General features: G+C 68.8%; 13 protein-coding genes. 9 read left to right on the top strand and 4 right to left on the bottom strand.

Features of this window, described 5'->3' with window-relative positions:
- Positions 1 to 214: 214 nt before the first annotated feature.
- From AB0436_RS11635 to AB0436_RS11610, 6 genes are all read left to right on the top strand, one after another.
- Complete coding sequence (locus AB0436_RS11635; protein ID WP_366467601.1) at positions 215 to 1,675, top strand: aldehyde dehydrogenase family protein; 1,461 nt, start codon at positions 215 to 217, stop codon at positions 1,673 to 1,675.
- A 62-nt stretch (positions 1,676 to 1,737) separates the two neighbouring features.
- Positions 1,738 to 3,297, top strand: coding sequence for a GMC oxidoreductase (locus tag AB0436_RS11630; protein WP_366467600.1), 1,560 nt, complete (start codon positions 1,738 to 1,740; stop codon positions 3,295 to 3,297).
- Complete coding sequence (locus tag AB0436_RS11625) at positions 3,297 to 4,427, top strand: glycine betaine/L-proline ABC transporter ATP-binding protein (protein ID WP_366467943.1); 1,131 nt, start codon at positions 3,297 to 3,299, stop codon at positions 4,425 to 4,427. The genes AB0436_RS11630 and AB0436_RS11625 overlap by 1 nt, the downstream gene beginning before the upstream one ends.
- Positions 4,428 to 4,509: 82 nt before the next feature.
- Complete coding sequence (locus AB0436_RS11620; protein WP_366467599.1) at positions 4,510 to 6,507, top strand: ABC transporter permease subunit; 1,998 nt, start codon at positions 4,510 to 4,512, stop codon at positions 6,505 to 6,507.
- A gap of 12 nt (positions 6,508 to 6,519) precedes the next feature.
- Positions 6,520 to 7,518 (top strand): ABC transporter substrate-binding protein, encoded by a 999-nt coding sequence (locus AB0436_RS11615; protein ID WP_366467941.1) that lies wholly within the window; start codon positions 6,520 to 6,522, stop codon positions 7,516 to 7,518.
- A gap of 75 nt (positions 7,519 to 7,593) precedes the next feature.
- Positions 7,594 to 8,604, top strand: coding sequence for a LacI family DNA-binding transcriptional regulator (locus tag AB0436_RS11610; RefSeq protein WP_366467598.1), 1,011 nt, complete (start codon positions 7,594 to 7,596; stop codon positions 8,602 to 8,604).
- A 14-nt stretch (positions 8,605 to 8,618) separates the two neighbouring features.
- Here AB0436_RS11610 and AB0436_RS11605 read toward each other — a convergent pair whose 3' ends face one another.
- The 4 genes from AB0436_RS11605 to AB0436_RS11590 form a co-directional block, all read right to left on the bottom strand.
- Positions 8,619 to 9,410 (bottom strand): VOC family protein, encoded by a 792-nt coding sequence (locus tag AB0436_RS11605; RefSeq protein WP_366467597.1) that lies wholly within the window; start codon positions 9,408 to 9,410, stop codon positions 8,619 to 8,621.
- Between the two features lie 156 nt (positions 9,411 to 9,566).
- Entirely contained in the window at positions 9,567 to 9,740 is a 174-nt protein-coding gene (locus AB0436_RS11600; RefSeq protein WP_366467596.1) for a CsbD family protein, read from the bottom strand.
- Positions 9,741 to 9,800: 60 nt separating this feature from the next.
- Entirely contained in the window at positions 9,801 to 10,106 is a 306-nt protein-coding gene (locus tag AB0436_RS11595) for a hypothetical protein (protein ID WP_366467595.1), read from the bottom strand.
- 144 nt (positions 10,107 to 10,250) lie between these two features.
- The gene (locus AB0436_RS11590) at positions 10,251 to 10,799 is read right to left on the bottom strand and encodes a hypothetical protein (protein ID WP_366467594.1); all 549 of its coding nucleotides are present in this window, start codon (positions 10,797 to 10,799) and stop codon (positions 10,251 to 10,253) included.
- Between the two features lie 140 nt (positions 10,800 to 10,939).
- Between AB0436_RS11590 and AB0436_RS11585 the strand changes: the two genes are divergently transcribed.
- The 3 genes from AB0436_RS11585 to AB0436_RS11575 all read left to right on the top strand — a co-directional run bounded on the left by AB0436_RS11585 (position 10,940) and on the right by AB0436_RS11575 (position 15,543).
- Positions 10,940 to 11,437 (top strand): peptidylprolyl isomerase, encoded by a 498-nt coding sequence (locus AB0436_RS11585; protein ID WP_366467593.1) that lies wholly within the window; start codon positions 10,940 to 10,942, stop codon positions 11,435 to 11,437.
- 139 nt (positions 11,438 to 11,576) lie between these two features.
- Positions 11,577 to 13,154: an APC family permease gene (locus AB0436_RS11580; protein ID WP_366467592.1), complete on the top strand. Its 1,578-nt coding sequence runs from the start codon at positions 11,577 to 11,579 to the stop codon at positions 13,152 to 13,154.
- A 124-nt stretch (positions 13,155 to 13,278) separates the two neighbouring features.
- Positions 13,279 to 15,543, top strand: a complete 2,265-nt coding sequence (locus AB0436_RS11575; RefSeq protein ID WP_366467590.1) for an FUSC family protein — start codon at positions 13,279 to 13,281, stop codon at positions 15,541 to 15,543.
- Positions 15,544 to 15,571: the final 28 nt, after the last annotated feature.

The raw sequence follows: 15,571 nt of genomic DNA, 5'->3' as shown, positions 1-15,571 counted from the left end.
ACCTACTGGTAGGTCGAGGGGCTGAGCCGCGGCTGACCGTGCACGCAAAGTGACACGCGTAACTTTCCGTTGATTCACAGGCATAAGTCACGGGCGTCGGGGGAGACGACCAGACCGCTGGTGTGAACCAGTGGCAAAAAAGCCCAGTGAGGAAAGGCGTACCCAGGTGCCGGCAAGCGAGACCATTCACGTAGACGGGGTGTGGCGAGCCGCCATGTCCGGCGCCACGCGGGCGGTGCTCGACCCCGCCGACGCGCAGACCCTGCAGGTGGTCGCCGAGGGCGGCATCGAGGACGTCGACGCTGCGGTGCAGGCCGCGCACCGGGCCTTCGCCGGTGGCCAGGGGCAGTGGCCGCGCACCCCGGCGTCGGAGCGGGCCGCACTGCTGCGCCGGGTCGCCGGCCTGCTGCAGCGCGACCGGGAAGAGATCGCGCTCATCGAGAGCCGCGACACCGGCAAGACGCTGGAGGAAGGCCGGGTGGACGTCGACGACGTCACCAACGCCTTCAGCTACTTCGCCGATCTGGTGGTCAACGAGAGCGGCGGCCGGGTCGTGGACGCCGGATCACCTGATGTGCACAGCGTGATCGTGCATGAGCCGGTCGGCGTCTGCGCGATGATCACCCCCTGGAACTATCCGCTGCTGCAGGCCAGCTGGAAGATCGCACCGGCCCTCGCCGCGGGCAACACCCTGGTCATCAAGCCCAGCGAGGTCACCCCGCTGTCCACCGTCCATCTGGTGGCACTGCTGGTGGAGGCGGGCCTGCCCGCCGGGGTCGCCAACATCGTCACCGGAGCCGGCGTTCCTGTCGGTGCCCGGCTCGCCGAACACCCGCAGGTCGACCTGTTCTCCTTCACCGGGGGACTGGCCAGTGGCACCACGGCCGCTCAGTCGGCGGTGGCCGGCGCGAAGAAGATCGCTCTCGAGCTGGGCGGCAAGAACCCCAACGTCGTCTTCGCCGACGCCTGTGCCACCGACGAGGCCTTCGACACCGCCGTCGACCAGGCGCTGAACGCCGCCTTCATCCACAGTGGGCAGGTCTGTTCGGCCGGTTCCCGGCTTATCATCGAGGAATCCGTCCGGGACCGCTTCGTCACCGAGCTCGCCCGTCGCGCCGAGCGGATCAAACTCGGGCGGGGCACCGCCGCGGGCGTCGAATGCGGTCCCCTCGTCTCCCAGCAGCAGTTCGACAAGGTGGCGGGCTACGTGGCGTCCGCGCTGGCAGAAGGGGCGAAACTGCGCTGCGGCGGAAGCCGTCCCGAGCCCTCGGAGCAGCGCCCCGCCACCGGCTATTTCTACGCCCCCACCGTTCTGGACTCCTGCCACCGCGACATGTTGGTCATCCGTGAGGAGACCTTCGGGCCGATCCTGACCGTGGAAGCCTTCCATGACGAGGAGGAGGCGGTGGCCCTGGCCAACGACACCGAGTACGGACTGGCCGGCGCCGTATGGTCCGGTGACACGGCGCGGGCCCGCCGCGTCGCCGCGCGGCTGCGGCACGGCACCATCTGGATCAATGATTTCCACCCCTACCTTCCGCAGGCGGAGTGGGGCGGTTTCGGCAAGTCGGGCATCGGCCGGGAGCTGGGACCCAGCGGGCTCGACGAGTACCGCGAGTCGAAGCACATCTACGAAAACCTGAAGCCTGAGCCGGTCCGCTGGTTCGCGGGCTGAGCGCCCGTCTGTTCGCGGCAGCACGCATACGCGTCAGCACTTTGCAGAAGGAGCAACCTGTCATGCCACCGGAGATATCCACGATCACCGCCGACTACATCGTCGTCGGCGGCGGAACCGCAGGCTCGGTGATCGCTTCCCGCCTCACCGAGGACCCCGACGTCAGTGTGGTGGTCGTCGAGGGCGGTCCGACCGACATGGACCGCGACGACGTCCTCACCCTTCGCCGTTGGCTCGGCCTGCTGGGCGGCGATCTCGACTACGCCTACCCCACCACCGAGCAGCCTCGCGGCAATTCGCACATCCTGCACAGCCGCGCCAGGGTGCTCGGCGGCTGTTCGTCGCACAACACGCTGATCTCCTTCAAGCCGCTGCCGGGCGACTGGGACGAGTGGGCCGAAAACGGTGCGGCCGGCTGGGACGCGAAGTCCATGGACCCGTATTTCGCCAAGCTCCGCAACAACATCGTCGCGGTCGACGAGAAGGACCGGAACGCCATCGCCCGGGACTTCGTCGAGGCCGCGCGGAGCGCCGCGGACGTGCCTCGGGTGGAGGGCTTCAACAAGAAGCCGTTCCACGAGGGCGTCGGTTTCTTCGATCTCGCCTACCACCCGGAGAACAACAAGCGCTCCTCCGCTTCGGTTGCCTACCTTCACCCGCACATCGAGGCCGGCGACCGGCCCAATCTCCGGATCCTGCTGGAGACCTGGGCGTACAAGGTCGAACTCGAGGGCACCCGGGCCACCGGTGTGCGGGTCCGCACCAAGGACGGCGAGGAGATCTTCCTGCGGGCGGACCGTGAACTGATCGTCTGTGCGGGGGCGGTGGACACACCGCGGCTGCTGATGCTCTCAGGGGTCGGTCCGAAGCAGGACCTGGAAGCTCTGGGCATCCCCGTCGTGCACGATCTGCCGGGGGTCGGCGAGAACCTCCTCGACCACCCCGAGTCGGTCATCGTGTGGGAGACCGAGGGCCCCATTCCCGAGAACTCCGCGATGGATTCCGACGCCGGACTCTTCGTCCGCCGCGACCCCGCTTCCCGCGGTCCGGATTTGATGTTCCACTTCTACCAGATCCCCTTCACCGACAACCCCGAACGCCTCGGCTACGAAAGGCCCGAGCACGGTGTGTCGATGACGCCCAACATCCCCAAGCCGCGCAGCCGCGGCCGGCTGACCCTCACCAGCGCCGACCCCGGAGTCAAACCCGCTCTGGATTTCCGGTACTTCACGGACGAGGACGACTACGACGGCAAGACCCTCGTCGACGGCATCCGGCTGGCCCGCGAGATCGCCAGGACCGAGCCGCTGGCACAGTGGCTGAAGCGTGAGGTCTGCCCCGGCCCGGAGGTCACATCCGACGAGGACATCAGTGAGTACGCCCGCAAGGTCGCACACACCGTCTATCACCCTGCCGGAACGTGCCGGATCGGCGCGGTCGACGACCCGTCGGCCGTGGTCGATCCCCAGCTGAGGATCCGTGGCCTTTCCGGCGTACGCATCGCCGACGCGTCCGTCTTTCCGACGATGCCCGCGGTGAACCCCATGATCGGAGTCCTGATGGTGGGAGAGAAGTGCGCCGAACTGTTGACCGCGACCACCGAGCCGGGAGGCGAGGCATGATGGCGACGACCGCCGCAGAGTCGGCCGACAATGTCGAGCACGACAGCACCGCAGCCGGGAGTGAACACACCGCACGGAACGGCGGGGACCGCCCGCGGGTCTTCTCGGTCCGCAACCTGTGGAAGGTCTTCGGCCCCAAGGCCGAGCGCGTTCCCGGCGACAGCTCCCTCGACGGTCTGACGGGGGAGGAGATCCGCGAGCGCACCGGCTGCACGGCAGCCGTTCGCGACGTGTCCTTCGACGTCCATGAGGGCGAAGTCTTCGTCGTCATGGGTCTGTCCGGCTCCGGCAAGTCCACCTTGGTTCGCTGCCTGACCCGGCTGATCGAGCCGACCAGCGGCGATCTGGAGATGGACGGCGAGGACGTGCGGGCGATGGACAAGTCCAAGCTGCGTGAACTGCGCCGTCACCGTGCCTCGATGGTCTTCCAGCACTTCGGGCTGCTGCCGCACCGCTCGGTTCTGGACAACGTCGGTTACGGCCTGGAGATCCAGGGCGTCAGCAAGGCGGAACGCCGTACGACGGCCGCCGACTTCATCGAGAAGGTCGGTCTGACGGGCCTGGAGAACCGGCGGCCGCACCAGCTCTCCGGCGGCCAGCAGCAGCGCGTCGGCCTGGCCCGCGCCCTCGCCGTGGACCCCGAGGTCCTGCTCTTCGACGAACCGTTCAGTGCCCTGGATCCGCTCATCCGCCGCGATATGCAGGACGAGGTCGTCCGGTTGCACAAGGAAGAGGGCCGCACCATGGTCTTCATCACCCACGACCTGTCCGAAGCCCTGACCCTCGGCGACCGGATCGCGCTGATGCGCGACGGCAGGATCGTTCAGCTCGGCACCCCCGAGGAGATCGTCGGCTCCCCGGCTGACGACTACGTCAGGGACTTCGTCCGGGACGTGCCGCGCGAGCAGGTCCTCACCGTCCGCAGGGCGATGCGGCCGGCCCGGGGCAACGAGGCGGCGGAAGGCGAGAGCGTCGGTCCGGGCACGCTGATCTCCGACGCCATCGAGGTCGTCGTACGCTCCGGCGGCGCAGCCCGGGTCGTCGACGGCGGGCGCTGCCTGGGCATCGTCGACCACGCCTGCCTGCTCGGTGTCGTGGCGCGTCTCGACGAGGCGGAGGTGGCCGCATGAGGTACCCGAACCCGGTCCCCGGCGCGCCGACACGACCCGCGGCGATGAATGCGCCGCTCGCAACGGTGAAGCGGGGGCACCTATGACGACCGCCACCGCCACCCGCGTCGGAACCGGGGCCAACCCGCCGCCGACACCCGACAACCCCTCCCGGCTGAACGCCGCGCTGCACCACAGTGGTGTGCGCAAGCTCCTGGTGCTCGCCGTCATCGCCGCGATCCTGGTACCCATCGCGAACGCCAACTGGGGCAGCGGCCTGTGGCCCCACGCGCTGACCGTGGACGTGTCGAAACCGCTGGGGAACGTCAGCGACTGGATCATCGACAACCGGGACACCCACCCGGTCTTCATCTACTTCCTCGGCTATCTCAGCAACGCCGTGATCATCGCCGTCCGCGGGGTGTACCTGCTGCTGCTCGCGCTGGGCTGGGCCGGCGTCACTGCCGCCGTGACCCTGGTGGCGTGGCGCGTCGCCGGACTGCGCATCGGCATCACCGCACTGGCCTCCCTGCTGGTCTGCGGAGTGCTGGACATGTGGGTGCCGACCATGCAGACACTCGCGCTGATGGTGGTGGCGGTCGTCGTCTCGGTCCTCGTCGGCGTCGTCCTCGGTCTCGCGGGCGGACTGTCGGACCGGCTCTTCCGCATTCTGCGGCCGGTGCTCGACACCATGCAGGTCCTGCCTGCCTTCGCGTATCTGCTGCCGGTCGTCCTGGTCTTCGGCATCGGTGTACCGGCCGCGCTGCTGGCCACCGTCGTGTATGCGGCGCCGCCGATGGCCCGGCTCACCGCCCTCGGACTGCGCGGCGCAGACGCCGGCGTCCTGGAGGCCGTCGCTTCGCTCGGCTCCACCGCCCGGCAGCGGCTGGTCACCGCGCGGCTGCCGCTGGCCCGCAAGGAACTGCTCCTCGGCCTCAATCAGACGATCATGATGGCGCTGTCCATGGTCGTCATCGCCTCGCTGATCGGTGCGGCCGGTCTCGGTGACCGGGTCTACCAGGCACTGGCCTCCGTCGACGTCGGCGCCGCGCTGGCGGCCGCCCTTCCGATCGTGCTGCTTGCCATCGTCATGGACCGCACCACCGCGGCCGCGGGCGCCCGGCTGGGGAGCGAGCCCACCGGGCCATGGGCCCTTCGGGGCCTGCGCGGATGGGCCATGGTCGTCGTCCTGAGCGCCGTGGTCGCCGTGGCCGTACGGCTGGCCGCCTCCACCCTCTGGCCGGGCAGTCTGACCGTGGACATCACCACACCGGTCAACGACTTCAAGGAGTGGATGGTCGACCATCTCTACTCCGGAGTACCGGTCGTCGGCGGCACTGCCGACTGGGCAGCCCACTTCACCTCCTGGGTCCTGGACCCGCTCAGGGACGGCCTGACCGGGCTGCCCTGGTGGGGAGCACTGCTGATCGTCGCCGCACTGGCCTGGCTGATCGGCACCTGGCAGACAGCCCTGACCGCTGTACTCGCCCTGGGCGTCATCGGCCTTCTCGGCACCTGGAAGGCCTCCATGGACACGCTCTCCCAGGTGCTGGCCGCCCTGGTCGTGACCCTCGTCATCGGATTCGCGGTGGGCATCCTGGCCGCCGGAAGCCGGCGGGCCGAAGCAGTGCTGCGGCCGATCCTGGACGTCATGCAGACCATGCCGCAGTTCGTGTACCTCATCCCGGTGGTCGCGCTGTTCGCCGTGGGCCGTGCCCCGGCGGCCGCCGCAGCCGTCGTGTATGCGCTGCCCGCCGTCATCCGCATCACTACCCAGGGCCTGCGGCAGGTCGAGCCGGCCGCGGTCGAATCGGCCCGTTCACTCGGCGCCACCCGCTGGCAACTGCTGCGCCAGGTCCAGCTGCCACTGGCCCGCCCGTCGCTGCTGCTGGCGGTCAACCAGGGCGTGGTCCTGGTGCTCGCGGTCGTGATCATCGGCGGCCTGGTCGGCGGAGGCGCGCTCGGCTACGACGTCGTCACCGGCCTTGCCACCGGCGACCTGGCGATCGGCCTCGTCGCGGGAGTGGCCATTGTGTGCCTGGGGCTGATGCTCGACCGGGTCACCCAACCGACACAGCGTCACGCACGGAAGGGAGCCTGACCCGTGTTCCGTATCAGGACCACCCGCAACCGCCGGGTCACGGCCGTCGTCACATCCCTGGCGGCGGGTTCCCTGCTGGTCTCGCTCAGCGGCTGTGGCGCCGCGGACATGACCAAACAGTCCTCACCCTTCGCCGCCGCCAAGGGCGCCAAGTCCGTGACGCTCTCCGTGCAGAGCTGGGTCGGCGCACAGTCCAACGTGGCCGTCGCCAAGTATCTGCTCGAGCACAAGATGGGCTACCGGGTCGACACCGTCCAGGTGGACGAGATCCCCGCCTGGGACGCACTCAGCCAGGGCCGGGTCGACGCCATCCTGGAGGACTGGGGCCACCCGGACCAGGAGCAGCGGTACGTCAAGGACAAGAAGACGATCACCGCAGGAGGCGACCTGGGGGTGACCGGCCATATCGGGTGGTTCGTGCCGAAGTACTGGGCCGACAAGCACCCCGATGTCACCAACTGGAAGAACCTCAACAAGTACGCCGCGCAACTGCGCACCGCGGAGAGCGGCGACAAGGGCCAGCTCATGGACGGCTCACCGTCCTATGTCACCAACGACAAGGCGCTGGTGAAGAACCTCAAACTGAACTTCGACGTCGTCTTCGCGGGTTCGGAAGCGGCCCAGATCACCCAGATCCAGCAGTTCGCCAAGGAGAAGAAGCCCTTCCTCACCTACTGGTACGAGCCGCAGTGGCTGTTCAACGAGGTGCCGATGAAGGAGGTCGAACTTCCCGAGTACACCGACGCGTGTGCGAAGAAGGGTGTCAAGGACCCGACGACGGTGGACTGCGCCTACCCGTCCACACCGCTGCAGAAGTACTTCAACACCGAGTTCGTCAAGACGGGCGGGGACGCCGCCACGTTCCTGAAGAACTTCAAGTGGACGAAGAACGACCAGAACAAGGTGTCCGAGATGATCGCCTCCCAGGGACTGTCCGCCGATGAGGCGGCCAAGCGCTGGGTGGAGAAGAACCCGGACGTCTGGCAGAAGTGGCTCCCCGCGAAGAAGTGACCGGCGGATCGCATTCGGCGAATGAACTGTTTCAATGGGGACAATCGCTGGACCCGGGAGAGAGCGCAGGACCCCATGGCCGGAATCAAGGACGTGGCAAGGGAGGCCGGCGTCTCGGTGGGCACCGTCTCCAATGTGATCAACCGACCCGAGACGGTCTCCGAGGTGACCAGGGAGCGCGTGCAGTCGGTCATCAGGCGGCTGGGCTATGTGCGCAGCGAATCGGCCCGCCAGCTACGGGCCGGGCACAGCCGGATCATGGCGCTGCTCGTACTGGACATGGGGAACCCGTTCTTCGTCGACGTCGTCCGCGGCGCCGAGTCGTCGGCCCGCAGTGCTGGGCTCGGTGTGATGGTCTGCAACAGCGGGCAGAGCCCCGCCGAGGAGGCGACGTATCTCTCGCTCTTCATGGAACAGCGGGTGCGCGGCGTCCTGTTGTCACCGGCGGACACGACCGGGGCCAATCTGGAGTCGCTGCGGCGGCAGAACATTCCGTTCGTCCTCGTCGACCGGGTGGGAGACGAGGACGGTGAATGCTCGGTGTCCGTCGACGACACGGTGGGCGGCGCACTGGCGGCCCGGCACCTGATCGGCGCCGGGCACCGCACCATCGCGTACATCAGCGGGCCACCCCACCTCCAGCAGGTCAAGGACCGACGCGACGGCATGCTGCTGGCACTGGCCGAGGCGGGTTTGCCCGCCGAGGCGCTGCTGGAGATTCCCGCGGACCGCCTCGACGTGGCGGCCGGCCGCGACGCGGGTTCCCGGCTGCTCGGGCTCTCCCCACGCCCCACCGCGGTCTTCTGTGCCAACGACCTGCTGGCGTTGGGTGTTCTGCAGGTGGTGTACGCGGCCGGGCTCGCGGTGCCGCAGGACCTGGCGATCGTCGGATACGACGACATCGAGTTCGCCGCCGCGGCTGCCGTGCCGCTCACCTCCGTACGCCAGCCCGCGGTGGCGATGGGCAGAATGGCCGCAGACCTGTTGCTCGAGGAGGTCGGCCCGGACGCCCGGGACCACCGGCACCAGCGGGTGGTGCTCCAGCCCGAACTCGTGGTCCGTGAGTCGAGCGGCACCCGCCGCTGACAGCGCAGTCGCGCTCAGGAGGGAAAGGAGCGCGTGGTGACGGTGAAAAGCGCTCCGTCGGGGTCGCGCAGCGTCGCCTCGCTCTTCTCCTTCGTGCAGTGCTCGTGCAGGGCAACACCGCCGTGTTCGCGTGCGGCCCGCACCGTGGCGGCCACATCGGCCACCGGGAAGTGGACATGCCAGCCGGGACGGATACGGGGATCCGGCGCGGCACCCACCGCACCTGAACTCAGCCGGGCCAGCACCTGGGAGCCGCCGTACAGGACTACCTCTTCCCCCTCGTAGTCCGGTTCGCAGCATCCCGGCCGACCGGTTGCCCAGTCGAGAACCTCACCGTAGAAGATCGCGGCGTCGAGCGCGTCACGCGTGCGCAGATGCAGCCAGGCCGGAGTCCTCCGGCGCCAGATCGGCCAGTCGACCGGAAGCCGGCCCTCCCAGATCCCGAAGGTCGCCCCGTCCCGGTCCGCCGCCAGCGCGCCCCGTCCTACCGGGAAGGTGAGCGGGCCGACGGCGACCGTACCGCTGCGTTCGCGGATCCGGGAGACCGCTCGGTCGGCGTCATCGACCGCGAAATACGAGGTCCAGGCGACGGCCACCTGGAGTGATGGTGCCAGAGCGCCGATCCCGGCGACCGGGGCGTCGTCGACGAGCGCGAGAGTGAAGTCGTCCCCGAGTCTCGTCCGGCGGAACCGCCATCCGAGCACCGCGCCGTAGAAGTCCTGCGCACTCTTCAGGTCACGGGTCATCAGGCTCACCCAGCAAGGGGCGCCCAGCACGTCGCTGCTCGATGTTTCGCCTGAAACCATGCTCAGTGTCATGTTTCGTCCAACGCGTTTCTGTCTCGCCCGGATGCGGCTCGCGGGACTCCTTCACCGCACCGACCACCCTATTCCAGGAGAAAGCCTGTCGTAAGGGTGCGTGGGGACACCGGTGGCTGGGGAACGCGCTCTGCGAAACGGTTCCTACTTCTTGAAGGCGTCCTTGGCCTTTTCCTTGGCCTGGCGCAGGTCACCTTTGGATTCATCGGCTCGGCCCTCTGCCGCCATGGATTCGTTGCCCACGGTACGGCCGACAGCCTTCTTGGCCTTGCCCTTGGCCTGCTCGGCCCTCGCTCGGGTCTTGTCTTCCTCAGCCACAGCCGCTCACATCCTCGCTGTCTTGAAAAGCAATGTCCTGGACGGCCACCTCGATCGGCGCTAGGCCGAGGCGGAGCCCCTTCGGCCCGTTGTGGAGAGAGCCGTCTCGGTGGCGCCCAGACGGATCGCCTCGATCACGGCCTGATGAAGCGACCGGCTCTCCTCCTGGGAAGGGCACGGCACCGGACTGCCAGGCAGGGTGAACCAGTCCAGCGCACCGGTGAACTGCACCGCCACTTCGGCCTGACCGTCGATCCAGGTGGTGTGCACGGTCAAGTCGCCGCTGATGGGGCCCACTTCAACCGTTCTGACCCCGCCTGCGCCCGTGAAGACGCCACTCGTTGTCCACGACGCCCAGCTCGTCATTGGTACCTCCCACACGGTCGAGCAGCCCGCACGACGACCACGGGTTGGCGCACCTCGACTTTTTCCAGTGTGCCACCCGTGACTGGCCCCCGCGCCCCGGGAACCGGTCGGACCTGCTGCCTGCTCCGGATCACACGGACCGGATCACACGGACCGGCTCGGCGGGTGCGCGGCGATGACGTCGGCGATGGTGTGCCCGCCTTCCCACCAGTCGACGTCATCGGAGGCACAACTGCGCCCCGCGGTTTCCACGGCGGCAGCAGCGGCCGTACGGACCCGGTGCCAGAGCAGCGTGTCGTCGGGATGCCCGCTCTCCGCTCGGGCGATGAGCACCGCACGCTGCACCGCTCCGGCGCCGCGCACCTGCGGCGCGTCGCACAGCGCGGCGTACGGGGCCCGGCGCAGCGTCGCGGAAAGCCCCTTCTCCGTCGCGGTGGCGAGCGGGATGCGGAGGGCGTCCCGCGGGGCCTCCGCGCGCAGCACGACGGCCTGGGCGTGAAGTGCCGCAGCGAGCAGCACCACCACCAGCGGACGGTCCGAGCCGGTGAGCGTCACACTGTCGGTCTCGCTGAAGAGTCTCTTTCGCCGGCGGTGGCCGGCCTGGATCCGTACCAGCAGCTCGGCCCACTCGACGCACTGCTCCCAGATCGTTTCCGGTGCCCGGGCGGGCCCCGCCACATCATCGAGTGTCATGAACGGCACCGTATCGCCCACCCGTGCCGGAGGTCCCGAAGACCCCGATGACGGACGATGCCCGGTTTCTCCGGGCGTCATGGGTCCGCCGTCCGGGGGGTGATTCGGGCATTCGGCGCCGGGGATGTCAGGATGGAAACATGACGATCAAGGCGTACTTCGACATCACCATCAACGACGAGCCCGCCGGGCGGATCACCTTCAACCTGTTCGACGAGACGGTTCCCCGGACGGCCGACAACTTCCGTGCGCTGGCCACCGGCGAGAAGGGCTTCGGTTACGCGGGCTCCGGCTTCCACCGGGTCATCCCGGACTTCATGCTGCAGGGCGGCGACTTCACCAGGGGCGACGGCACCGGCGGCAAGAGCATCTACGGTGAGAAGTTCGCGGACGAGAACTTCACCCTCAAGCACGACAGGCCCGGCCTGCTCTCGATGGCCAACGCCGGCCCCAACACCAACGGCTCCCAGTTCTTCATCACCACCGTGGTGACCCCGTGGCTGGACGGCAAGCACGTCGTGTTCGGCGAGGTCGCCGACAGCGCGGGCATGGACCTGGTCAAGCGCATCGAGGGATACGGCTCGTCCAACGGACGGACCAAGGCCAAGATCATCATCTCGGACTCCGGCGTCATCTGACGGACCGCAGAAATCGTGTGCGGCCGCGGCGACCCTCGCGGCCGCACCGTCTGCGGCAGCCAACCGTGGCTCAGGCTGCTGCGAGGAGACATGTCAGGTGCCGGAAAATCACCCATCGCAGCTTCCTGTCGTGCCGGCGGTGCTGGCAGAGGAACGCAGACTCCGTAAGGATCTCGGTTTCTGGGGCCTGACCGCGATCGGGTTCTCCAACATCCTGGGCTCGGGCTGGTTGTTCGCCGCCCTGTACGCCGCACAGACCGCCGGCCCCGCCGCCCTGTTGTCCTGGATCGCGGCGGGCGTGCTGTGTGCCTTGGTGGCCCTGGTGATGGTGGAGCTCGGAGCCACCCGCCCGGAGGGCGGCGGCACGGTGCGCTGGCCGCTGTACGCAAGCGGGCGGCTGGTCGGCACGGTCATCGGCTGGTCCGTGCTGCTGTCGGTCGGAGGCACCGCGGCGGAGATCAGCGCGATCATGCAGTACGCCGCGCACTACCTGCCCGGCCTGTACGCGCACGGCAGGCTCAGTGCGTCCGGCCTGGGTGTCGCCACCGCGCTGAGTGTGCTGCTGACGGGGCTCAACTGGTTCGCCGTGCGGGTGTTCGCCCGGCTGAACAACCTGGTCTCGCTGTTCAAGGTCATCATTCCGGTCGTCACCGTGGTCGCGCTGTTCCTGTCGGGCACCCACTCCGGACGCCTCACCGACCACGGTGGTTTCGCCCCGTACGGATACGCCGCCTGCCTGACGGCACTCGCCGGTGGCGGCATCGTCTACTCGGTCAACGGATTCCAGGCGCCGCTCGACTTCTCCGGCGAGGCCCGCAGGCCACGCCGCAACGTACCGGCCGCGGTGCTCACCGGCATCGGTCTGGCGGTCCTGGTCTATCTCGGACTGCAGCTGGCGTTCCTCTTCACGGTCCCCGACGCACTGCTCGGCCACGGTTGGCACGGAGTCAACTTCGAATCGCCCTTCGGCCAGCTCGCCCTGGTGCTCAATCTGCACTGGCTGGCGACGCTGCTCTATGCCGACGCAGTGCTCTCTCCTGGCGGCTCGGCCTACGTCGGGGTGGCCATCGACGCCCGGCACACCTACGCACTGGCCAAGAACGGCCTGCTGCCCCGCTTCTTCATGCGCATCGATGCCCGCTCCGGGATGGCCCGCCGGGCGCTGGTGCTCAACCTGGCGGTCATCATCATCTTCATGCTGCCGTTCGGCGGCTGGCAGGACATCGTCAGCGTGATGGGGGACATGTATCTGCTCATCTACGCGGCATCGGCCGTCGCCGTCGCAGCGTTCCGGGCGCATGACCGGGAACAGGGGCGGCCGCGGACCGAAGGCCAGGTGCCCGGAGTGCGCTGGATCGCGCCGGTGAGTTTTGTGGTGGCCGGCGAATTCGTCTACTGGTCGGGCTGGCACGATCTGCGGCTCGCCCTGCCGCTCGTGCTGGTAGGTGTCCCGCTGTTCCTGGCACTGCGCAGGGAAGCGGACGGGCCGTCGCCGCGCGACGAACTGCGGCACGGGGCCTGGCTGGTCTGCTATCTGGCCGCACTCACCCTGCTGTCATGGCTGGGCACGTTCGGAGGCTCCGGCCACCTGCCCGCGCCCTACGACACCGTGGCGGTGGGCGCCGTCTCGCTCGCCGTGTTCGGCTGGGCGGTCCGCTCGGGCGCCGACCATCTCAGGACTGATCCCCCGGAGGTCTCACCGGGCCCAGCCGTGTGAACGCGGCGTCACCGCCCCGGATGTCCAGCTGCTGACCGGCACCGATCCGGTGGGGGCCGGTCGTGCGATGCTGGGGCCTGTCCGGAACCGGACCAGGCAGAAGTCAGGAGAGTACGGCAGCGCGATGGCAGTGAAACGGGGTAGCGGAACCGGTATCTGGGGCCGATTCGCGGCATCCGACCCGGGGCTTCTGCGGCTGATGGCCGGATTGCGCACGGTGGGGTCGATCGCACTCACTCTGGTCGTACTCGCCGTGCTTCACACAGCCGTCACACATCTGGTCGCCGGTGCCATGACGGCCATGGTCGCCACCTTCGCCATCAGGGAGAAGCAGCTAAGGGCCCAGGCGATCACCCTCGCGCTGGGGCTGCCCGTCGTCCTCGCGGCCATGTCGCTGGGCGCGCTGCTCAACACCCGGATCCTCGCCGGTGACGCCTTCTTCGTTCTGCTGATCTTCGGTGCTGTGTATTTCCGCCGGTTCGGTGACCGGGCCACCGCGCTCGGACTGATGGGCTTCCAGGTCTACTTCATTTCGCTCTTCGTGCACGCCACACCCGCGGGCCTGCCGGAGCTGTACGTGACCCTGACCATCGCCGTCGCCGGCAGCGCGATCGTGCGCTTCGCCCTCGTACCCGAGACGCCCGAACGCACCCTTGGCCGACTGCGCGAGGCGTTCCGAGCGCGTCTCGCCCAGCTGGTGGCCACTCAGCTCGAACTGCTGGACGCCACCCCGGATCAGCTGGACAAGGTCCTCGAAGACCTGCGCAGACACACCGCACGGTTGCACGAAGCCGCGCTGATGATCCAGGGCCGCCTCGAGGAGGGCACCCGCGACGCGGGCGATGCGGCACTGGTGCAACGCCGCGTCGCCGAGGCCGAGATCGCCGCCGAACGGCTCGGCGTCCTGCTGCTCAACGCCCGCAGTGCCGAGCGGGCGGACACCCTCACCCTGCACCTTCCGCACGCGCCGGTCCCGGCTCCGGCCGGTCCGGCGGTGGGAACGCGCCATGAGGACGACACGACCGCGGCCCTGCGCCGCGACCTGACCGCGCTGCACCTGCTGGTGACCCGGCTCGGCCCCGACAGCCGCGGCACGGCGCTGGCCCATCTGCGCAACCGACTGCTCGGTTACCGCGACGAGGAAAACCTGCCGCCCGCCTCGCTCGCTGTCCAGGACGTCTTCCGCGGACTCGGCGAGGCCGCACGTTCTGTGCTGGGCCTGCGGCTGGCGTTGGACGGACCGCAGGACGAGTCGGACGACGCACCCGAAACCACCCGCTCGCGCGAGGAGTTCGAGGCCGAGGACATCGCGTTCGCGGAAGGTCCGGAAGACGCCGAGGAGGCCCGCACCGGACTGCAACGCTCCACCACCCGCGCCGCCTTCCAGGTGGCGGTGGGCTCCACGCTGGCCATCGTCGGCGGTGAGTTCCTGTCCAGCCAGCGCTGGTACTGGGCGGTACTCACCTGCTGGGTGGTCTTCCTCAACACCGCGTCCACCGGCGAGATCGTGATCAAGGGCTATCGCCGGCTGCTGGGTACGGGCCTCGGGGTGGTCGCCGGGGTCGGCCTCGCCGGCCTCGTCGGCAACCACACGTGGACGGCGTTCGCCCTGGTACTGGTCCTGATCTTCGGGATGTTCTTCACAGCGCCCCTGTCGTACGCGCTGATGTCCTTCTTCGTCACCGCGATGCTGGGGTTGCTCTACACCCTGCTGCACACCTACAGCTTCGCCGTGCTCGTGCTGCGGATCGAGGAGACGGCGCTGGGTGCTGCCTGTGGTGTCATCGCCGCCGTGCTGGTACTTCCCGTGCACACCGACCGCCGCACCGACGAGCTGCTGCGCACCGTCCTCGCCCGGCTGCGGGACATCTCCACCGCCGCGGTTTCGCAGCTCAGTGGCGGTCCCGCGGTCGATCTGCTGGACATGGCGCGTGACCTGGACACCGCGCTGGACGACCTGCGCCGGTCCACCAGGCCGCTGACCCACCCCATCACCCCGTTGAGGGTGCGGCGCCAGACGGCCCGTTACCTGGTGGCGCTGCTGGAGACCTGCGCCTATCACACCCGTTCGCTGGCCGCGACGGCCGAGTTGGTGCCGTACAGCAGGACTGTGGCGGCGGACCCACGCCTCGAGCGGGCCGGCAGGCGCATCGCGCACAACATCGACGTGCTCGTCGCCAACCTTCTGGACGAGGATGCGGGCGGTGAGGTGGAGTCCGGCGCCAGCATCGCCTCGATGCTGGAGGACAGCGGCTCCGGAATTCCACGCTCGGGCACGGTGACCTTCCGCGTGCTGCGTCACCTGCAACGTCTGGACGAAGGCGTGGCAGGGCTGGCCCGCCCGCTCGGCGTACCCGTCGTCGGCCGGGACGAGCACAAGAAGGGCTAGCACGGACGACACGCAAGGCCAGGGACAC

This window comes from Streptomyces sp. NPDC051322 (assembly GCF_040689485.1).
Taxonomy (GTDB): Bacteria; Actinomycetota; Actinomycetes; order Streptomycetales; family Streptomycetaceae; genus Streptomyces.
This window is presented reverse-complemented; position numbering and strand designations above follow the sequence as displayed.